Raw genomic sequence first — 17,901 nt, 5'->3', positions numbered from 1 at the left:
CATGACTACTTTACCTTATCAGGCGCTTGTTAAACAACCCGGACAGGTTTTGTTCAGCGAGGCATATACTGGACAAGAGTCGCAACAGACTGATCAAGCTGTTCTTTTTCTTCGTCATTCAGTCTGGATTCAATCACTTGTCTGATCCCATGACGATTGATAATAGCAGGCACACCGATATAGATATCCTTATGTCCATACTCACCGTCTAAATAAGCAGAGACGGTCAGTACCGCTTCTTCATTATTCAATATCGCTTTAGTAATACGCATCAGTCCCATCGCGACCCCGTAGAAAGTAGCGCCTTTTGCTTTAATGATACGATATGCTGCCTCTTTGACATCATCCACAATCGTCTCTAATTCTCCGTCATGTTCCGGGTGCTTTTCAAGATAATCCTTTAAAGACATGCCGGCAATATTTGCCGTACTCCAGACAGCAAGTTCAGAATCGCCGTGTTCACCGATGATATTGGCATGGATGCTGGCAGGTGCTACATTGAACCGTTCACTCAGTAAATAACGGAAGCGTGCGGTATCAAGAATCGTTCCTGAACCCATTACCTGATGAGTCGGCAGCCCTGAAAACTTCATGGTTGCATATGTCAGAATATCTACTGGGTTAGTCGCGACAATAAAAATGCCATCAAAACCAGAAGCCATGATCTCATCAACAATTGACTTAAAAATGGCCAGATTCTTGTTCACAAGGTCTAGTCTTGTTTCACCCGGCTTCTGAGCCGCCCCTGCACATAGAACGACAATCGCCGCGTCATGACAATCACTGTAATCACCCGCTTTAATCTTAGTCGGACTCGGTGCATAGAGTACACCGTGATTCAAGTCCATGACATCGCCTGTCACTTTGTCTTTATTCAGATCAATAATCACAAATTCATCACAGAGACCTTGGTTCATCATGCTGAACGCATAGCTCGAGCCCACTGCGCCGTTCCCCACTAACACTACTTTATTGCCACTGATATTCATCTAAGCCTCTCCTTTACTTCATCAATACTATCCCATACCCTCAAATACAAAAAATAGACTGACCAAATGGTCAGTCTATTTATGCAGTCGTCGGCATTTTAGGAATCAGGGATTGTTTTAATCTGCGACGTAAGTCTCTCAGCACTCGGTTAGTCATGAAAAAGCCTCCTTTTTCATTTTCTCTAGCACCTTAAGTATACATCCCGATTATTAACCTCTTATTGATTCTTTATGAAGTTGTTGTAAAATTACCAGATGAATAATCCGACAAAGCCAGCTGATAATAATGAAACAAGAATACCTGCTAAAAGCATCATCGGTACATACTTGCTGACAAAGTCAGAAGTTTTCACATCGACAATTCCTTTCAATGTTCCGATAATCATACCGACTGTTGAGAAGTTGGCGAACGAAATCAGGAACGTAACAAGGACTGCTTTCATATGTTCAGGCATTGTTTTCAGTGCATCCTGGATACCGATCATAACAACGAATTCGTTCGTTACGATTTTAGTCGCCATATGACCACCTACTGTTAAGGCCTGATCCCATGGTAAGCCGAGTAACATGGCAAATGGTGCCATGATCAGCCCAAGGATTGTCGCTAAACGAATTTCCATACCTGTGAAGCGGTCAAGTAATGACAGTAACATATCAATGAAATGAGCAAGTGATACGAATGCGATCAAGAATGCGATGATGATTAAAATCAATTTACCAGCACCCAGCACAGAATCTCCTAAGAATGAGAAGAATGGCTGACGTTTTTCTTCCTTGATTTCAACGATATAATCTTCTTCCGGCGTCAGACGAACAGGGTTTAAGATTGTTGCGATAATAATCGCATTGATGATGTTCAGCGGAATAGCCGTCAGAACGAGTTCACCTGGAACCATCGTCACATAAGCACCGACGATAGAACCTGAAATACAGCTCATCGACATTAAGGCAATAGTCAGTACACGCGCCTGACTCATTTCACGTACTTGTGCATTAGAAACAGCAAGTGCTTCTGTATTACCTAATACCATCATCTCTACAGAGAAGAATGATTCGAACTTTGGTTGGCCTGTCACTTTAGAGATCAGCCAGCCGAACCATTTAATGATAAATGGCAGAACACCGATATACATGAGGATATCGAAGAGCGGCACAATGAAGAGAATCGGCAGTAAAGCAGAGACAGCCATATCCATTTTGCCAGGACCCGGCGCTGTCCAGCTGCCAAATGGCATACCGATACCTACGTAAGCCGCATTCAGCATCCAGCTGAAGCCATCTGCTACCCATTTTACAGCAATACGTCCCCAAGGGAACTGTGTGAAGAACCAAGCCAGGAATAAGTTGACGACAAGCATAATCGCCACTGCTTTCCAGTTGATATTTTTTCTGTCGCGTGAAAAAAGATAAGCAACGAGTATGAATACAAAGAGACCTAAAATATTAAGCAGTAAGTATAGATTCATTTTTTCCACCTTTAATTTTGATAGAAAGATTATAGCATTGATTTTAGGGTATGAATATATCTTTTTTATTAATAAACGAACGATGCTTTTTATAGATGTCATGAAATCGTTTGAAAATCGAATAATAAATGTCGGTTTTCCTCTTACTATCCTCTATATCATGGGTTGAGAATAAATGCTCACGCTTACTGCAAGATGTGATAAGATTAAAACATTCCCTATACTAATCGAGGTTTAATCATGTCTACCTATATCAAAACACTGCTTTCATTTATGATAATCACTGCCTTATTCTGTTCTTCAGCCTACGCAAAATCCCCAGTCGAAATCGCTAACGAACAAGGCGTTTATATCGGCGAGCAGTATGCACCTCATGGTACTATGGTCATCGCTGCACGAAATGGTCAGATTCTCTATGCAGACCGGCCAAATATAAAGTGGCCACCCGCTTCAATGTCTAAGCTGATGACGATTTATCTCGTCTATCAGGCAATGGAGCAAGGCAAGTTCAGCAAAAACACTAAAGTTAAAGTCAATGATAAGTTCTATGCGATTTCGCAATTACCGATGCTCAGCAACAACCATATGCGTCTTGGCGCGTCTTATACCGTCGATGAACTCCTGCAGACCGCTTTAACAGATTCATCAAACGTAGCGACTTATATACTTGCTTCACTCGTTGATAAAGATGATACCGCATTTATCGACAAAATGAATCAGAAGGCGAAAACACTGCGCATGACACATACACATTATTATAATCCTGTCGGGGCGCCTAATAACTTATTGCTGCAGTACAAAGCAAAAGGTTATCCTGAAGACGATGATAATATTTCAAGCGCGAAAGATTATGCTATTCTGACACAACATCTAATCAGTGAATTTCCTGATATTCTGAAATACACAAAAAAAGTCGAAGTGACGATAAAAAAAGGCACACAGGACGAAGAAACTTTCCATACATACAATCATTCCCTGGAAGGTGCTAAACTCGGTTATAAAGGTGTAGATGGCTTAAAGACCGGATCAAGCGATACGGCTGGATTTAACACTACGATAACGGGTCATAAAAATAATATGCGTATCATCCTGACGATGATGGGTGTAATGGACTGGTATGATCCTCCTGCAGAATTTAACCGCAATATTATGGCAAATGCCATCATGGATGAAATTTACGGGCGCTATTCCTATCAGAAAGTCCTGGCCAAAGGTAAACATCAGTTTGGGGATCAGGAAGTTTATGTTGCAAAAGACCTTTACGATATTGTAGACAAGAAGCAAAAAGGCACATTTAAATATGAAAATGGTATCGTTCAATATGATTATAAACGGCAGTTTGTCGACAGTAATGATAAACCCGCTACAGTCACTTATGAAGATTATAACCGTTATGCCATGAAGAAGTTTTTTAAAGATCATTTCGGCTGGATTATCGGTTTAACCACTCTTTCTATTCTTTCAGGTCTGGCATTACTTATTTATAGTTTCATGCCAAAGAAGAAAAAAACATCATAAATATTTGAAAGATGCATCTCACGACCGATGAGATGCATCTTTTTATGTGTTAGATTTTTGTTAAAGGAGCGATTTAATGTTTGATTTCTTATTATCCCCTATTACTTTATATCCTTGGTTTATTATTGGCATCGCCATTTTCTATACACTGATCAACATCAGATTTCAGCAGCATTTTTTACTTCGCTGGATTCATATTATTCCGACTTTACTTCATGAATTCGGCCATGCTCTGTTCTGCCAGCTGACCGGCGGAAAAGTAGAAGATATTATTATCGTCACGAGCCGCTACGAGAGAAAAACAACAGGCCGTGCAGGCTATGCAGTCACACGCACAAAACATGCATTCAATCAATTTATGACGATGATAGGTGGTTATCTTTTTCCACCGATGATGTTGTTAACAGGCATCCTCTCTTTACAATACCATCAACCTGTTATCTTCTGGCTGACACTCATCATGATATTCACTTACTATTTTATAAAAACCTCGAGAAAATGGCTGCCACTGATTGTCTTAATTGTATTGGGGACCTTTATGTATTTTATGATGGCTAATCCACAGTATCAGTATACGCTGTTGAACGATATCATCTATCAACTGATCCTTGCAGTGCTCCTGGCAGATACCATCCTTACGTCATTTACAATCAGTGCTTTATATTTTCATGACCGTAATCAGACATGGGACGGCGCCTTATTAGGTCAGATGACCCGTCTACCTGTTTTTATCTATTATCTCTTATTCCTAAGCGCTCATCTCGCTGCATTATATGCAGCGGTGCAGCTCCTGATTTAAAATTTCAGGACACAGGTTATTTGAAAACTAAAACAGCGCTCATCTCTGAATATTATTAGAGATGAGCGCTGTTTTTTTCACTAAATATGTGCATGGAATCATGCCTTACGAAGAGTAAAGTCCCGCTAACTGCTTTTGCAGGACTTTACGTAGCTTCAGGTCAATTCAGACTACAAACACTGTCCTAGTTCTCTAGTCCTGAATAATATCCATAAAATATTTGCGGTTCATCATTCGGACAATCTGCGCGCTTACTGTACAAATCAAGATGATAACGATAAACGGAATCACAGATGTTTCGCCCATCACACCGACGAGCGGCGACAACAAGGCACCCATCATAAACTGCATTAAACCGAGTATTGAAGATGCACTGCCAGCACCCTGCTTCTGGACTTGCATCGCGATTGAAAAGCCTGTTGTACCAATCATGCTGACTGGTGCAATCAGCAAGAAGAAAGCAACAAAGAGCAGCATGACCGGCAGATGCAGGAGAAGAACGGCAGCTGTGAGCAGCATGCCAGTAAGCTGTACAATCTGACCGAACTTGAGTATAGTGAACTCATCATAGCGGTCGACCAGTTTCGCCGTCAGCTGACTCGCGATAATCAGACCGACTCCGTTCGCTGCAAACATATAGCTGAACTGCTGAGCGCTCAGATGGAAAATCTTCTGGGTGATAAAAGGTGAAGCTGAAATATAACTGAATAACACGCCGTAAGTGAGTGACTGCAGGAGCAGCATAATGACAAAACGTTTATTTTTAAATAGCGCTTTGAAGTCGCTGAATATTACAGAAAACGCACCTTCCCGTCTGGCAGCAGGTGGGAGCGATTCATCAAGTGGCAGACTCAATATGACCATCAGTGCACCGTAAGCTGCCAGAATATAGAACACCATGTGCCACGTCGAGAAGCTGAGAATCAGTCCGCCAATAACCGGAGCTAAGATAGGTGCAAGACCATTCACCAGCATCAGCATACTTAAGAATTTCGTGAGTGCCTTACCTTGATACATATCACTGGAAATAGCCCGGGAAATGACAGCCCCTGCACCACCACTCGCACCTTGAATAAATCTTAGAACAACTAAAAAGACAATATTATCCGCAAAAGCACAGAGCAGAGATGCGAACGCATAAACAATTAAAACGGTAATTAAAGGTTTTTTACGACCAATCACATCGCTCAATGGACCTACAAGTACCTGCCCGAGTGCCAGTCCTATCAGACATGCGGTCAAGCTGAGCTGTGCTGTAGAGGCAGACGTTGATAGATCATCCGCTACTTGCGGTAATGCCGGCAAATACATATCCAAGGACAGCGGACCGAACGCTGCTAGGAGACCAAGTACAATTACTAAAGACCATTTTACTTTCTTTACTTCTTCCATCGAGAGCCTCCTCTTATTCATACAGGCATTATACCTTAACGTTTAATGGCAGGTGAAGCGGGAATTACTAAAATATAACTATTATGAAAGAAGGGTTTCTTACATGAGTAACGTTATTGAACAAGTACACACTCAGTTATTTATAGATGGTCAGTGGGTAGAGGGTGACAGCAAAGAAACGAAAGAAGTCATCAACCCGGCAACAGGCGAAGTCATTGCCAAAGTCGCACAAGCAGGTGAAGCAGAAACTAAGCGTGCAATAGAAGCTGCTGAAAAAGCATTCCCGGCGTGGCGTGATATGGAGCTGAAAGATAGAGTCGAACTGCTGAATAAAGTAGCAGACTTACTTGAAGAAAATGCAGATTATATCGCTGAAGTGATGACGATTGAGCAAGGTAAACCGTTTAAAGAATCACAAGTAGAATCTGTAGGCGGTGCAGACTTATTCAGATGGAACGCTGAAGAATCCCGTCGCTTATACGGTGAACTGATTCCTGCACCAAACGATCATAAATTTGAAATCGTTTATCAGCCAATTGGTGTCGTGGGTGCCATTACACCTTGGAACTTCCCGGCTGGTATGGTCACACGTAAACTGGCGCCTGCTCTTGCTGCCGGAAACACGATTGTTCTCAAACCTTCTGGTGACACACCGTTGACGGCTCTTGCCATCTTTGAACAGTTCGAAGCAGCTGGATTACCGGCTGGTGTTGTTAACCTGGTGATGGGGAGTTCAGAAGTGATCGGTAAAACAATGACAGATTCTGATACAGTACGTAAACTCACGTTCACAGGTTCAACACCTATCGGTAAAGAACTCTATAAACAATCTGCAGATACGCTCAAGAAGATTTCTCTTGAACTAGGCGGCCATGCACCGTTTATCGTGCATAGCGATGCAGATATCGATGCGGCTGTTGAAGGACTGGCATCGGCAAAATTCCGTAACAATGGTCAGGTCTGTGTCTCACCTAACCGTATCTTTGTCCACGAGAGTATTAAAGATACATTTACAAAACGTTTAGTTGAAAAAGTGAAAACACTTAAAGTCGGTAATGGGATGGACGAATCCAGCGACATTGGACCATTGATTCGTGAAGATGCTATTGATAAAATCCAGGAACAGCTGGACGATGCCACTTCTAAAGGTGCTAAAATCCTTCTTGGCGGCGAACGTCTTACTGAAGGTGACTATGCAAAGGGAACTTTCTATGCACCGACTGTTCTTGACGGTGTCGACCGCTCAATGGATATCTTCTATAAAGAAACATTCGGCCCTGTCGTTCCTTTAATCAGCTACAAAGAGCTTGATGAAGTGATTGAAATGGCAAACGATACAGAGTTCGGACTCGCTTCTTATGCGTTTGCTTCTTCAGCAAAAGTGATTCAGGAAATTTCTCGTCGCCTGGAATATGGAATGGTAGGTATCAATGCTACTGCTATCTCACAACCAGAGACACCATTCGGTGGCGTTAAACATTCCGGTTTCGGCCGTGAAAACAGCCACTTAGGTATTAAAGAATATGTCATTGAAAAATTCGTCAATACACGTTTCATCTAATAACATGATGTGATGGATACTACGGTATCCATCTTTTTTTATTGACATCTTTTATCTTTTTGATATAGTTAGTTAGGCTAACTAATTAAAGGAGAGAATTTTTATGGAACAATCTCAACGATTCTTCGATTTAATACTGGATGTCCGTCGTCTTTATGTAGAAGACATGAATAAGGTCCTGACGAAGCACCAGCTGTCTTCAGCGCAATGGCTTGTTTTTAAAGAAATCGCGAAGCAGCAACCGACTACACTTGTTGAAGTTGCGCGGAGTCGTCGTATCGAAAAGCCCACAGCTACTAAAGTCATTCATCGTCTGATCGAACTGAATCTGATTGAAACTTCTGAAGGAAAAGATAAGCGCGAAAAAATATTGACGCTGACCACAGCAGGCAGCGAACACTATGCCACTATGCTGCATGAAGTGATTCAAAAACAGACAGAAATATTGGCAGATGTCGAACAGCTTGATTTAGTGACAAATGAACTCTCCACTATCTATCAGCACCTGCAAAAAGGAAAGGATGAATAAATTGCATACCCCTATTAAAGAACCCTTATGGACAAAGAACTTCATTTTAGTTTCTCTTATCAATTTCATTATTATGTTATCCATGTATTTATTATTAGTGACCATCGGCGGTTATGCGGTCGACGAATATCATGTCAACCAAAGCATTGCAGGTCTCGTCTCAGGGATATTTATCGTCGGCAGTTTGATCGGCCGTTTCTGGGCGGGTAAATATATCGATATCCTCGGTCAGAAGAAAATTCTGGTCATCGGTACGATTATCTTTACGATTACAACAGGACTATACTTATTTTCCGGCAACTTAACATTGATGCTTGTCATGCGACTCGTCAATGGAATCGGTAGTGGCGTCGCATCTACCGCAACAGGTACTATCGCTGCTTCCATTACACCTGTTACCCGTCGTGGTGAAGGCATCAGTTATTTCAGTATGAGTACAGTGTTATCTACAGCTGTCGGCCCGTTTCTCGGCTTAACTTTACTACGTTTTATCTCGTTCCCGCAGCTTTTTATCGTCTGCTTCGTGCTGGCAGTAGCAGCATTACTCATGCTCTCATTCGTCAAAGTAAATGAGAACCTGACGCCACAGACTTCAGCGGATAAAGGGTTCCGTCTCGGCGACTTCATCGATAAGAATGCATTACCGATTGCGGTGGTTGTACTCGTAGCAGCAACTGCCTACTCCAGTATTTTAAGTTTTATTTCGTTTTTCACTAAAGAAAATCATTTAGTCGCAGCCGGCAGCTTCTTTTTTCTGATCTATGCTATCGCTGTACTGATTTCACGTCCGATTACAGGACGACTGATGGATACTAAAGGAACTAATGTTGTCATGATTCCGGCATTTATCAGTTTCGCTATTGGCCTGCTGCTTCTCAGTGTGACCCATAGCGCCCTACTGCTCCTCCTCAGTGCTATCTTCATCGGTCTCGGCTACGGTAATATTCAGTCCATTGCACAGGCTGTTGCGATTAAAGTGACTGATGCGCATAAAATCGGGCTCGCTACATCAACTTATTTCATCTTTCTGGATTTCGCACTTGGATTTGGCCCTTATGGACTCGGTTATCTGATTCCTTCAGTCGGTATGCATGGTTTATACCAGCTGATGGCTATTCTCGCTGTTGTCGGTCTTATCCTCTACTACTTACTGCACGGACGTAATGCCAGATTATTTGAACGTCAATAAACGAAGAACCCTTACCAGCTGGTAAGGGTTCTTGTTATTTAGCGAATCTTTTATATTCACTGAATGTGATGAAACGCTTCTGTTCCGGATCATACAGTTTGTATTTTAGAGACTCGAAACTTTTACGGATACCGATCGTCGTCGCATGCTGCAGAGGTGTCACTTCATTATGTGCTTTCTCAAGCATATAATTCGGTATTCTCGGACTTAAGTGATGTACGTGATGATAGCCGATATTCCCTGTCAGCCATTGAAACAGTTTAGGGAGTCGGTAGTATGAGCTGCCTTCTACTGCTGCTTTAACGTAATCCCACTGGCTTTCATCTTCAAAATATGAATCCTCAAATGTATGCTGGATATAGAACATCCAGATACCGAGCATCCCTCCAATAAACAGGACAGGCCCCATCACACTGAAGAATCGCGCTGGTCCGAGTAAATAGATCAGCAGACCATAGATAACGATAACCGCTAAATTATGAAGATGTGTATTCCGTCTTTCTGCTGACTTCGCATCTTTCACATTGACACGATTAGTGATGAAGAGCAGATAGATAGGCCCAAGTACAAACATCACAAATGGATGGCGATAAAGGCGGTATGCCAGACGTTTAGCAGGCGTTGCCTCCTTATACTCTTCAATGGTCATCATCCAGATGTCGCCGGTACCTTTTTTATCAAGGTTACCGCTTGTCGCGTGATGCGTGATATGTTCCCTGCGCCACTTCTCATATGGAAATAACGTCAGAAAACCTGTAATATTGCCAAGAATCTTGTTGGCTTGCTTGTTCTTGAAGAACGAGCCATGTGTACAGTCGTGAAAAATAATGAAACTGCGGACCAGAAAGAAAGCGCCGATCGTACCACACAGAACTGACAGAATAGGATGGACATTATATAGTAGGAATCCGATTACAATCAGTAGAATATAAGGTACCAATGTATTCAGAATCTGAATCGTACTGATCTGAAGGCTGGTCTGTTCGTAAGGCTTAACTGACTTTCTAAGCTGTAACTTTTTTTCTCTTTCCATAATTCACCTCAAAAAAATAATATGAAACCGTGATACTGTGATGGAAATAACAGAAATAAAATCAGCTAGATTACTTCTCTATTATACACTCATTTGACATGAATAGCACAGGTAATTTATACCTGATACTAATAACAGCTACTATTTACTATATTATTATATAGATTAAATATTTAATTAAGATAAATTAAACTTCTAAAACTCGGTGTCACTATATGAATATAATAAAAAAAGAGGCCTTAGCCTCCAATATAATTCATATTTATTTTCTTTTTCTGTCTATTTTTAACGGTTTCTTCTGTCCGTTCATCTGAATAACGGTCACTGCGTTTTGACCACAACTGAATCAGTTGCTCGCGCAATGCTTCGTCTGTGACACCTTGTCTGATAAACTGTTTCAGATCAAAGCCACCTGTCGCAAACAGACAGCCGAAAATCTTGCCGTCTGAACTGAGTCTGACCCGTGTACAGCTGGAACAGAATGATTCCGAGACACTGGTGATGAACCCAAGTTTTGCGCCATTAACATGCTGATAATATTTTGCGACTTCCCCGAAATATTTAGGCGGCACAGGTTGTATATCAAATGTTTCTGTCAGCTGGTCAATCATTTCCTCTTTCGTAATGACTTTATCGAAGTTCCAGCCATTATCGTTGCCGACATCCATGAACTCGATAAATCTCAGTGTAATTTCTTTGTCTCTGAAATACTCGACCATCGGCGCCATCTGATGCTCATTCATTCCTTTTTGAATCACCATGTTGACTTTAATATCAAAGCCGAGACTTTTCGCGTAATCAATCTGTTCGAGTATAGTATCTGCTTTAATGCCCCGGCCGTTCACCGCTTCAAATGTTTCATCAAGGGCATCCAGGCTGACGTTCAACCTTCTGAGGCCTGCATCATACAGTGCCTGTCCATGTTTTTTCAGAAGAAGACCATTCGTTGTCAGTCCGATATCTTCAATACCTGGAATCTCGTTCAGTTCCCGGATTAACAGTGGTAAATCACGTCGTAACAGCGGTTCACCGCCAGTCAGTCTGATTTTCTTAACGCCGAGAGCCGCATACTGACGTGCAATTCTGATGAGTTCTTCAAAGGAGAGTAATTCATCTTTTGGCATAAAGACATAATCATCACCAAATATTTCTTTTGGCATACAGTAAGTACAGCGGAAGTTACAGCGGTCTGTTACTGAGATTCTTAAGTCTCTGATTGGCCGCCCCAGCTTATCTGTTATTTGTTCTGTCATGCCTTCACACTCCTTTCAAATCCTCCGGTCTGTTGATGTTTTGGTACCAATGACCCGGTACCGCACTTACATCTATATAAGTTGTTTCTTCGTCAAACAATGCTCTCAGTCTAAGGTCTCTATGATCTAAATATTGTTTAATCGTCTTTTTTAATTTGTGCGGATAAATACCAATTGTCGCGTGAATCTGCTCATAATCCCGGTAGACAGTCGTATTCCCCTGGAAATGTTCAATCAGATAATTCACAGCTTCCGTCGTCAGAAAAGGCGTATCAACAGAAACGACAAAATAAGCGTCATCCGGCACTGCAGCCATCACTGTATAAATACCTGCCATAGGGCCGAGACCCTGATAGCGGCTGTCATCCACTATGACCTCCTGTTTGAAGGCATCTTTCAGCTGCGCATTTGTATTGATGACGACCTGCTCGAACTGACTGCTGGCCACAAGCGTGTCATAAACATGCTGATAGAACGGCTTGCCTTCCAGCTCGTACAAGGCCTTCTGGCTGCCGAATCTGCGCGATTCACCGCCAGCGAGTATGACCCCAATCATCCACCACTCACAGGTGGAATGAGAGCTACTGTGTCATACGGCATAATAAGGTCTGTTTCTTTCACGAACTCCTCATTGACAGCCACCTGAAACTTCTCACTCTGCAGTTTCGGGTACGTCATGTACAGGTGTTCACGAAATGCTTTGACGCTGATCGGTTCAGAAAACGTGAACTGGTCTTCTCTCCGGTCAACGATTTCTTTCGTATGGGCAAAGTATAAGACTTTCATCATTGTTCCTCCTTATAAGAAGAATGATAGCCCCGCTGGCCGCCTATCCATTCCTCGCCGTCTTCCCAGATTTCTTTCTTCCAGATAGGCACGACCTCTTTAATACGTTCTATCGCATATTCATTTGCGGCATAGCTGTCTTTTCTGTGCGGTGACGACACAGCGATGACGACAGCAATATCAGAGATATCCAGCGCACCGATGCGGTGTCCGATACTGACAACTGTGCCCGGCCATCTGTCGTTGATCTCGTCTCCGATTTCAGCGAGTTTCTTCTCCGCCATAGGCACGTATGCTTCGTAGTGCAGATATTCTGTACGGATACCTTTTGTCCACTCGCGGACGATACCGACAAATAAACAGACAGCACCCTGTTTAGGATTCACTGTAAAAAGCCGGTAGTCATCCGGAATCAATTCATGTTCTACTACTTCAAACTGCTTCATGTGCTTCATCCTTTATAAAAATTGACTGAAATCAGTCAATGAAATGTCCTCTGTCTTAATGGTGCATATGATATTCTTAAGTTCCAGCAATTCATAATCTGCTGAATCTCTGAGTAATACTAGTTTATCATAGTCAGCCTCTTTGTATCCTTCGATTAAAATCAGATCAGGTGATGATGTAACATCTTCTGCAATGATACGTTCAAGTGACTTGGGTTTCGACAGTTTATGAACATAGTCATAGCCTTCAACAATACTTTCATCCGCACCGCTTGTCATAAAGGTAATATGATCTCTTTTCAGCGGAATATCGATTTCCTGTCCGGACTTATCACCATGATGCTTAATGACACTGACCGTCATGCCTTGTGCTTTGGCAGCTAAGATAAGCTGATTGACCACTGTCGTCTTACCACTTTTCTTATAGCCGACGACTTGCAGTATTTTTACCATGTGTACCCCACATCAGACAGACGTGTCACCATGACGTCCACTAAGTCGCCTTCTTTAAATCCTCTTGTTCCGCCCGGCAGAATAATCATACTGTTACTTCGAGCAATCGCAATCACTGCATTACTTTTATTGAAGCCGGCAGGACGCACAGTGCCGCTCACGATATCCAGCTCTGCACGGATAAAACGTGTGAAAGGATTAGCTTTCGTAAAGTCAGACGAAAGTCGTGCTTTGATGACGGGAGCGTGAACGTCTGCTGCGCCCATCATTTCTTTAAGCGCAGGCTTCGCAAACAGTTCAAAACCGGAGTAGCAGGCACTCGGATTACCAGAGAGGCCGAACAGCAGCTGACTGCCTTTCGCAGCAACTGTTGTGACACTGCCCGGACGCATGGCCACTTTATTGAACAGGACTTCTGCTGACAATGCCTTGTAAATAGCTGGCATAAAGTCGAAGTCACCGACAGAAACCCCGCCCGTTGTGATGACAATATCATGCTGACTGAGCGCTTCTTCAACGATTGCCAGAAGATGCTCATAATGGTCTTCTGTTACGCGGTAACTTTCCGTTTCAATTGCCATATCATGCAGAAGACCCGCTATCATCGGTCCATTTGAATTGCGTATTTTCCCGGGAGCCAGTTCTTCATCCGGTGCGGCCAGTTCACTCCCTGTCGCGATTAAAGCAACAGTCGGTTTTCGTCTGACTTTAACCGACTGATAGGAAAAAGTAGCAAGGACGGCAATAACACCTGGCGTGATTTTTGTGCCTGCTGTCAGAACAACTTCACCTTTTGTACATTCCTCGCCCTGTTTTGAGATATTTTCGCCCGATTCAAAAGATTTACGCAGCGTGAAGCCATCGTCTGTCTCAACTGTCTGCTCAAGCATGACGACTGCATCTGCGCCCTCAGGAATCTGTGCACCTGTCATAATGCGCACTGCTTCATTGTCTGACAGTACAGATTCACTGACTGCTCCAGCACCTATATGATCGATTTTTTTAAATGACAGCCGGTTATCTCCGCTTGCGCCTTTGGAAGCTGCACTTCTGATGGCATAGCCATCATACGGCGACTTATCAAACATCGGAATATCATATGTCGCGATGATATCTTCCGCAAGATAATAGCCGAGACTGTCGTCAATCGAAATATCTACTATCAGCATTTTCTGACTTTTATTTATACAGCGTTCAATGGCTTCCTGCACATTGAGCGGCGTTCTTTTTTCCAGCATAGTCATCCCACTTTCTTTACTGATAAGCTATAATAATTATAAACGAAAGGGTGAAGCGAATGAATCAATTAACACATTTCAATGACGAAGGACGTGCCCGTATGGTTGATGTCTCTGATAAAGAAGTGACATCCAGAACGGCAACTGCCATCAGCTCAATTGAAGTAAATGAAGTTATCTACCAGCAGATTACGAATCATACCGCTAAGAAAGGTGACGTTCTCGCTGTGGCGCAAGTAGCCGGTATTATGGCTGCGAAAGACACGTCCCGCATTATACCGATGTGTCATCCGTTAAACTTAAGCGGCATCGATATTTCCTTCAGTTGGCAGAACTCAGATGACCGCTACATTCTGCAGATTGCCTGTACCGTCAAAACAAAAGGACTGACAGGCGTTGAGATGGAAGCCTTAACCGGTGCTTCTGTTACTGCACTGACAGTCTACGATATGACAAAAGCAGTCGATAAAGGCATGATCATCGGCCCGACTCACCTTCAGTCCAAGTCCGGCGGTAAAAACGGTGACTTCAGCCGCTAATTATTTATTCAGCTCATGCACAATGTGAAAGACTTCTTGTGTAATGAGCTTTTTCATTGCCAGATTCACGGCACCGACAGAGCCTGGTATCGAAAAGACGACTGTCTGGTCTTTTGTACCACAGAATGCACGAGACAGTATCGCTCTCGTCCCTACGTCTTCCGTGTAGCTTAAGTAACGAAAAATCTCTCCGAACCCTTCCATTTCTTTGTCCATCAGCGGTCGTACCGCTTCTATCGTCACATCACGCTTAGCGACGCCTGTACCGCCCGTTGTGATGACGACGTCCACTTGTTTAAGTGCAGCGGTGACAGCGAACTGAATCTCTTCAAAGTCATCCTTCACTATCTGATAGACCGCTGTTTCTATTTTGCTATCCTTCAGGTGATCCATGACAGCCTGTCCTCCTTTATCCGTCTCTTCTGTACGGGTGTCACTGACCGTAATGACGGCTGCTGTTATCTCTCTATAATCATTGGTATGCATCATAATCCCCCTATCCGAATAATTGATAATAGATCTTCTGTCCTTCAGCGACTGTTTTCACTTCATGAACGAGTAGTCGTCCACCTTTAAACCAAATCACCGGCTTATCATTGACAAAGAAGCGCACAAAGTAAGGTGTCTCCTGAAATGGGATGTTCAGTTTTGATAGAAATTCAGTCAATTGAGTAATGTCGGTGACAGGTGAAGCAAACTGTACAGTGTCACGACCACAGAGCATCGTCTGAATCGTTCTACTCTGCAGATGTGGATACGTCGGTCGCTCGCCGCATGTCGGACACTTCGCCTCGCCCATCCTGCTGTACTTCATGGCGCTATGTTCAAGCGTCCAGACATCACCGAATATCAGTCGCGGGTCGATGGGTTCTTCTGCCAGAATCTTCAGCGCATACATCGCCTGATAGCTTGTAGCCAGACCTACAGCAGGTTCGATGACTCCGACAGTATCACATGTCCGGTTCATCACCGGCAATATGCCCATGACACAGTTAAAGCATGGCGTCAGTCCTGGGATAAATGGGCATGCCGCATAAGTAGATTCCACACAAGCCCCGTATATCCACGGAATCTGATAGCGGTAACTGAAATCATTCATTATTTGACGGACATCGAAGTTATCACTGCCATCAATTAATAGATCACATGCTGAAAACGCCGCTTCTAAAAGCGGCGCATCGCAATGTTCAATATAAGTCTCTATTTGAAGGTCTGATCTGATCTTCAGCAGCTCGTCTCGTGCCGCTATGACTTTCGGCGTCATATCCACCGCATGCTGTTCATTGAAAAGTGTCTGGCGCTGCAGATTCGATGCTTCTACATAATCCCGGTCGACGAGAATCAGTTTCTTGACACCGGCTCGGGCCAGTGTGTTCGCAGTGTGCGTGCCGAGCGCCCCAATGCCGATAATACCGACCGTCTTTTCCTTGATCAATGCCTGCCCTTGCTGGCCGATGCCTTTAAATTTTTCCTGTCTGTCATAGCGATTCATAGTTAAACCCTCTGTTCTTTTTTATCCATCCACATCATAGTGAGTAAAGCTATTATACCAAACAATGCGAGGAAGAAGAAAGCAAGCTTGTTTGTACCAAATGCAGCTGTTACTGCTGCGATAACCAGCGGCGGGAAGAAACCACCTAGACCACCCATCATTGAGACAATACCATTTACTGTCCCCACTTCAGTTGTGTAGTATGAGGGAACCATTTTGAAGATGAGCCCGTTACCGATACCCGCACATGCTGCGATAATCAGACAGCCTGCTGTAAAGAAGAAAATCTGATGGTTGATAGATAAAAGCGCGGCGCCTATAATCAGACCGATAAAAGTCACTTTCAGCGCATCCATCGCGCGTAATTTGTCTCCTAACATCCCGCCAACAGGACGAAGGAACGTCGCAAGTGCAATAAAAGTTCCTGTACGGATACCCGCGTCGACTTTGTCTAACTGGAAGTTATTGACTAGGAAGTTCGGCAGGAATAAACCGAAGGCGACAAATGAACCAAAGGTAATGAAGTACCAGAAACTGAGTAAATAGAGTTTATAGTCTGGCAGCACCCCTTTAATCTGCTGCATCAACGGTTGTTTGACTTTCGGCTCATCTTTGTCACCTAAAAAGAAGTTAAGCAGTGCAAAAATAATCATGACGACTAAATAAGACTTTACAGTGTTGCTCCAGCCGATATTTGCCGCAATAGCGGGCGCTGCGAAGGCTGATACTGCTGTCCCTAAGTTCCCCATCCCGTAAACACCATTAGCAAATCCATGTTTTTCTTTCGGATAATATTTGGGAACGCTGGTGACACCGACAGAGAAAATCGCGCCGCCGATCCCAAGAAACAAGCCTGCAATCATCAATGCTGTTGTAGAGGATGCTTCACTTAAAAAGAATATCGGTACGAGCAGGAATACTAAACTGAATAGATAGACTTTTCTTGCACCGATTAAGTTAGCGAAATAGCCCATTGGAATACGAAGGACGGAACCTAAAATAACGGGAATTGCTAAAATCATTGCTTTTTCACTTTCAGGAATTGAGAAGTCCTGAGACATAAATGGCAGTAATGGTGCAATGATCGTCCATGCCATAAATCCTGCCATTAAACTGAATGTTTGAAGTGGCAGCTGGATTTTACCTGTTGATCTGTTCATATGCTTCACCTTTTCTATAAGTTTGTGATTTACTATACAAATATATTTTAAGGTTAAG

19 protein-coding genes are annotated in these 17,901 nt (G+C 43.1%); 6 read left to right on the top strand and 13 right to left on the bottom strand.

Annotation, left to right across the window (positions count from 1 at the left end; translation table 11 throughout):
• Positions 1 to 53: 53 nt before the first annotated feature.
• Both MGG13_RS00920 and MGG13_RS00915 read right to left on the bottom strand, forming a co-directional pair.
• A complete protein-coding gene (locus MGG13_RS00920) occupies positions 54 to 989 on the bottom strand; it encodes an L-lactate dehydrogenase (RefSeq protein ID WP_239035047.1) in 936 nt (311 codons plus the stop codon).
• Positions 990 to 1,237: 248 nt separating this feature from the next.
• A complete protein-coding gene (locus MGG13_RS00915; RefSeq protein ID WP_239035046.1) occupies positions 1,238 to 2,455 on the bottom strand; it encodes a NupC/NupG family nucleoside CNT transporter in 1,218 nt (405 codons plus the stop codon).
• Positions 2,456 to 2,695: 240 nt separating this feature from the next.
• On the opposite strand from MGG13_RS00915, the gene MGG13_RS00910 reads away from it, so the two are divergent.
• Together MGG13_RS00910 and MGG13_RS00905 are read left to right on the top strand one after the other, a co-directional pair.
• Positions 2,696 to 3,973: a DUF1958 domain-containing protein gene (locus MGG13_RS00910; protein WP_239035045.1), complete on the top strand. Its 1,278-nt coding sequence runs from the start codon at positions 2,696 to 2,698 to the stop codon at positions 3,971 to 3,973.
• Positions 3,974 to 4,049: 76 nt separating this feature from the next.
• Positions 4,050 to 4,772 carry a M50 family metallopeptidase gene (locus tag MGG13_RS00905; protein ID WP_239035044.1) on the top strand — a complete coding sequence of 241 codons (723 nt, stop codon included), beginning with the start codon at positions 4,050 to 4,052 and terminating at the stop codon, positions 4,770 to 4,772.
• 192 nt (positions 4,773 to 4,964) lie between these two features.
• Here MGG13_RS00905 and MGG13_RS00900 read toward each other — a convergent pair whose 3' ends face one another.
• Positions 4,965 to 6,164 (bottom strand): putative multidrug effflux MFS transporter TcaB, encoded by a 1,200-nt coding sequence (locus MGG13_RS00900; RefSeq protein ID WP_133431384.1) that lies wholly within the window; start codon positions 6,162 to 6,164, stop codon positions 4,965 to 4,967.
• A 103-nt stretch (positions 6,165 to 6,267) separates the two neighbouring features.
• Between MGG13_RS00900 and MGG13_RS00895 the strand changes: the two genes are divergently transcribed.
• The 3 genes from MGG13_RS00895 (at position 6,268) to MGG13_RS00885 (ending at position 9,443) form a co-directional block, all read left to right on the top strand.
• Positions 6,268 to 7,725 (top strand): NAD-dependent succinate-semialdehyde dehydrogenase, encoded by a 1,458-nt coding sequence (locus MGG13_RS00895; RefSeq protein WP_239035043.1) that lies wholly within the window; start codon positions 6,268 to 6,270, stop codon positions 7,723 to 7,725.
• Positions 7,726 to 7,828: 103 nt separating this feature from the next.
• On the top strand, positions 7,829 to 8,254 hold the full coding sequence (locus tag MGG13_RS00890; protein ID WP_239035042.1) for a MarR family winged helix-turn-helix transcriptional regulator: 426 nt from the start codon (positions 7,829 to 7,831) through the stop codon (positions 8,252 to 8,254).
• Positions 8,247 to 9,443 (top strand): MFS transporter, encoded by a 1,197-nt coding sequence (locus tag MGG13_RS00885; RefSeq protein ID WP_239035041.1) that lies wholly within the window; start codon positions 8,247 to 8,249, stop codon positions 9,441 to 9,443. The genes MGG13_RS00890 and MGG13_RS00885 overlap by 8 nt, the downstream gene beginning before the upstream one ends.
• Positions 9,444 to 9,477: 34 nt before the next feature.
• Here the strand turns inward: MGG13_RS00885 and desA are convergent, their stop codons facing one another.
• The 7 genes from desA to MGG13_RS00850 all read right to left on the bottom strand — a co-directional run bounded on the left by desA (position 9,478) and on the right by MGG13_RS00850 (position 14,652).
• Positions 9,478 to 10,476: a Delta(5) desaturase DesA gene (desA, locus tag MGG13_RS00880; RefSeq protein WP_133431381.1), complete on the bottom strand. Its 999-nt coding sequence runs from the start codon at positions 10,474 to 10,476 to the stop codon at positions 9,478 to 9,480.
• 239 nt (positions 10,477 to 10,715) lie between these two features.
• Positions 10,716 to 11,729, bottom strand: a complete 1,014-nt coding sequence (gene moaA / locus MGG13_RS00875; RefSeq protein WP_239035040.1) for a GTP 3',8-cyclase MoaA — start codon at positions 11,727 to 11,729, stop codon at positions 10,716 to 10,718.
• A gap of 4 nt (positions 11,730 to 11,733) precedes the next feature.
• Positions 11,734 to 12,285: a molybdenum cofactor guanylyltransferase MobA gene (mobA, locus tag MGG13_RS00870; protein ID WP_133431379.1), complete on the bottom strand. Its 552-nt coding sequence runs from the start codon at positions 12,283 to 12,285 to the stop codon at positions 11,734 to 11,736.
• On the bottom strand, positions 12,282 to 12,515 hold the full coding sequence (locus MGG13_RS00865) for a MoaD/ThiS family protein (RefSeq protein WP_133431467.1): 234 nt from the start codon (positions 12,513 to 12,515) through the stop codon (positions 12,282 to 12,284). Before MGG13_RS00865 ends, mobA begins: the two co-directional genes overlap by 4 nt.
• Positions 12,515 to 12,961 carry a molybdenum cofactor biosynthesis protein MoaE gene (locus MGG13_RS00860; RefSeq protein WP_239035039.1) on the bottom strand — a complete coding sequence of 149 codons (447 nt, stop codon included), beginning with the start codon at positions 12,959 to 12,961 and terminating at the stop codon, positions 12,515 to 12,517. The genes MGG13_RS00865 and MGG13_RS00860 overlap by 1 nt, the downstream gene beginning before the upstream one ends.
• Before the next feature lie 12 nt (positions 12,962 to 12,973).
• The gene (gene mobB, locus MGG13_RS00855; protein WP_133431377.1) at positions 12,974 to 13,414 is read right to left on the bottom strand and encodes a molybdopterin-guanine dinucleotide biosynthesis protein B; all 441 of its coding nucleotides are present in this window, start codon (positions 13,412 to 13,414) and stop codon (positions 12,974 to 12,976) included.
• Positions 13,408 to 14,652: a molybdopterin molybdotransferase MoeA gene (locus MGG13_RS00850; RefSeq protein WP_133431376.1), complete on the bottom strand. Its 1,245-nt coding sequence runs from the start codon at positions 14,650 to 14,652 to the stop codon at positions 13,408 to 13,410. The genes mobB and MGG13_RS00850 overlap by 7 nt, the downstream gene beginning before the upstream one ends.
• Positions 14,653 to 14,711: 59 nt before the next feature.
• On the opposite strand from MGG13_RS00850, the gene moaC reads away from it, so the two are divergent.
• Positions 14,712 to 15,191: a cyclic pyranopterin monophosphate synthase MoaC gene (gene moaC, locus MGG13_RS00845; protein ID WP_239035038.1), complete on the top strand. Its 480-nt coding sequence runs from the start codon at positions 14,712 to 14,714 to the stop codon at positions 15,189 to 15,191.
• On the opposite strand, the gene MGG13_RS00840 is transcribed toward moaC, so the two are convergent.
• From MGG13_RS00840 to MGG13_RS00830, 3 genes are read right to left on the bottom strand one after another with little or no spacing between them, the layout of a single operon-like run.
• Positions 15,192 to 15,677: a MogA/MoaB family molybdenum cofactor biosynthesis protein gene (locus tag MGG13_RS00840; RefSeq protein WP_239035037.1), complete on the bottom strand. Its 486-nt coding sequence runs from the start codon at positions 15,675 to 15,677 to the stop codon at positions 15,192 to 15,194.
• A 10-nt stretch (positions 15,678 to 15,687) separates the two neighbouring features.
• Positions 15,688 to 16,683 carry a ThiF family adenylyltransferase gene (locus MGG13_RS00835; RefSeq protein ID WP_239035036.1) on the bottom strand — a complete coding sequence of 332 codons (996 nt, stop codon included), beginning with the start codon at positions 16,681 to 16,683 and terminating at the stop codon, positions 15,688 to 15,690.
• A 2-nt stretch (positions 16,684 to 16,685) separates the two neighbouring features.
• Positions 16,686 to 17,843 carry a nitrate/nitrite transporter gene (locus MGG13_RS00830; RefSeq protein ID WP_133431372.1) on the bottom strand — a complete coding sequence of 386 codons (1,158 nt, stop codon included), beginning with the start codon at positions 17,841 to 17,843 and terminating at the stop codon, positions 16,686 to 16,688.
• Positions 17,844 to 17,901: the final 58 nt, after the last annotated feature.

The sequence above is a fragment of the Macrococcus brunensis genome, from assembly GCF_022343725.1.
Classification (GTDB): Bacteria; Bacillota; Bacilli; order Staphylococcales; family Staphylococcaceae; genus Macrococcus; species Macrococcus brunensis.
Note: the sequence above shows the minus strand (reverse complement) of the source record. Positions and strands in the feature narration are given on the sequence as shown.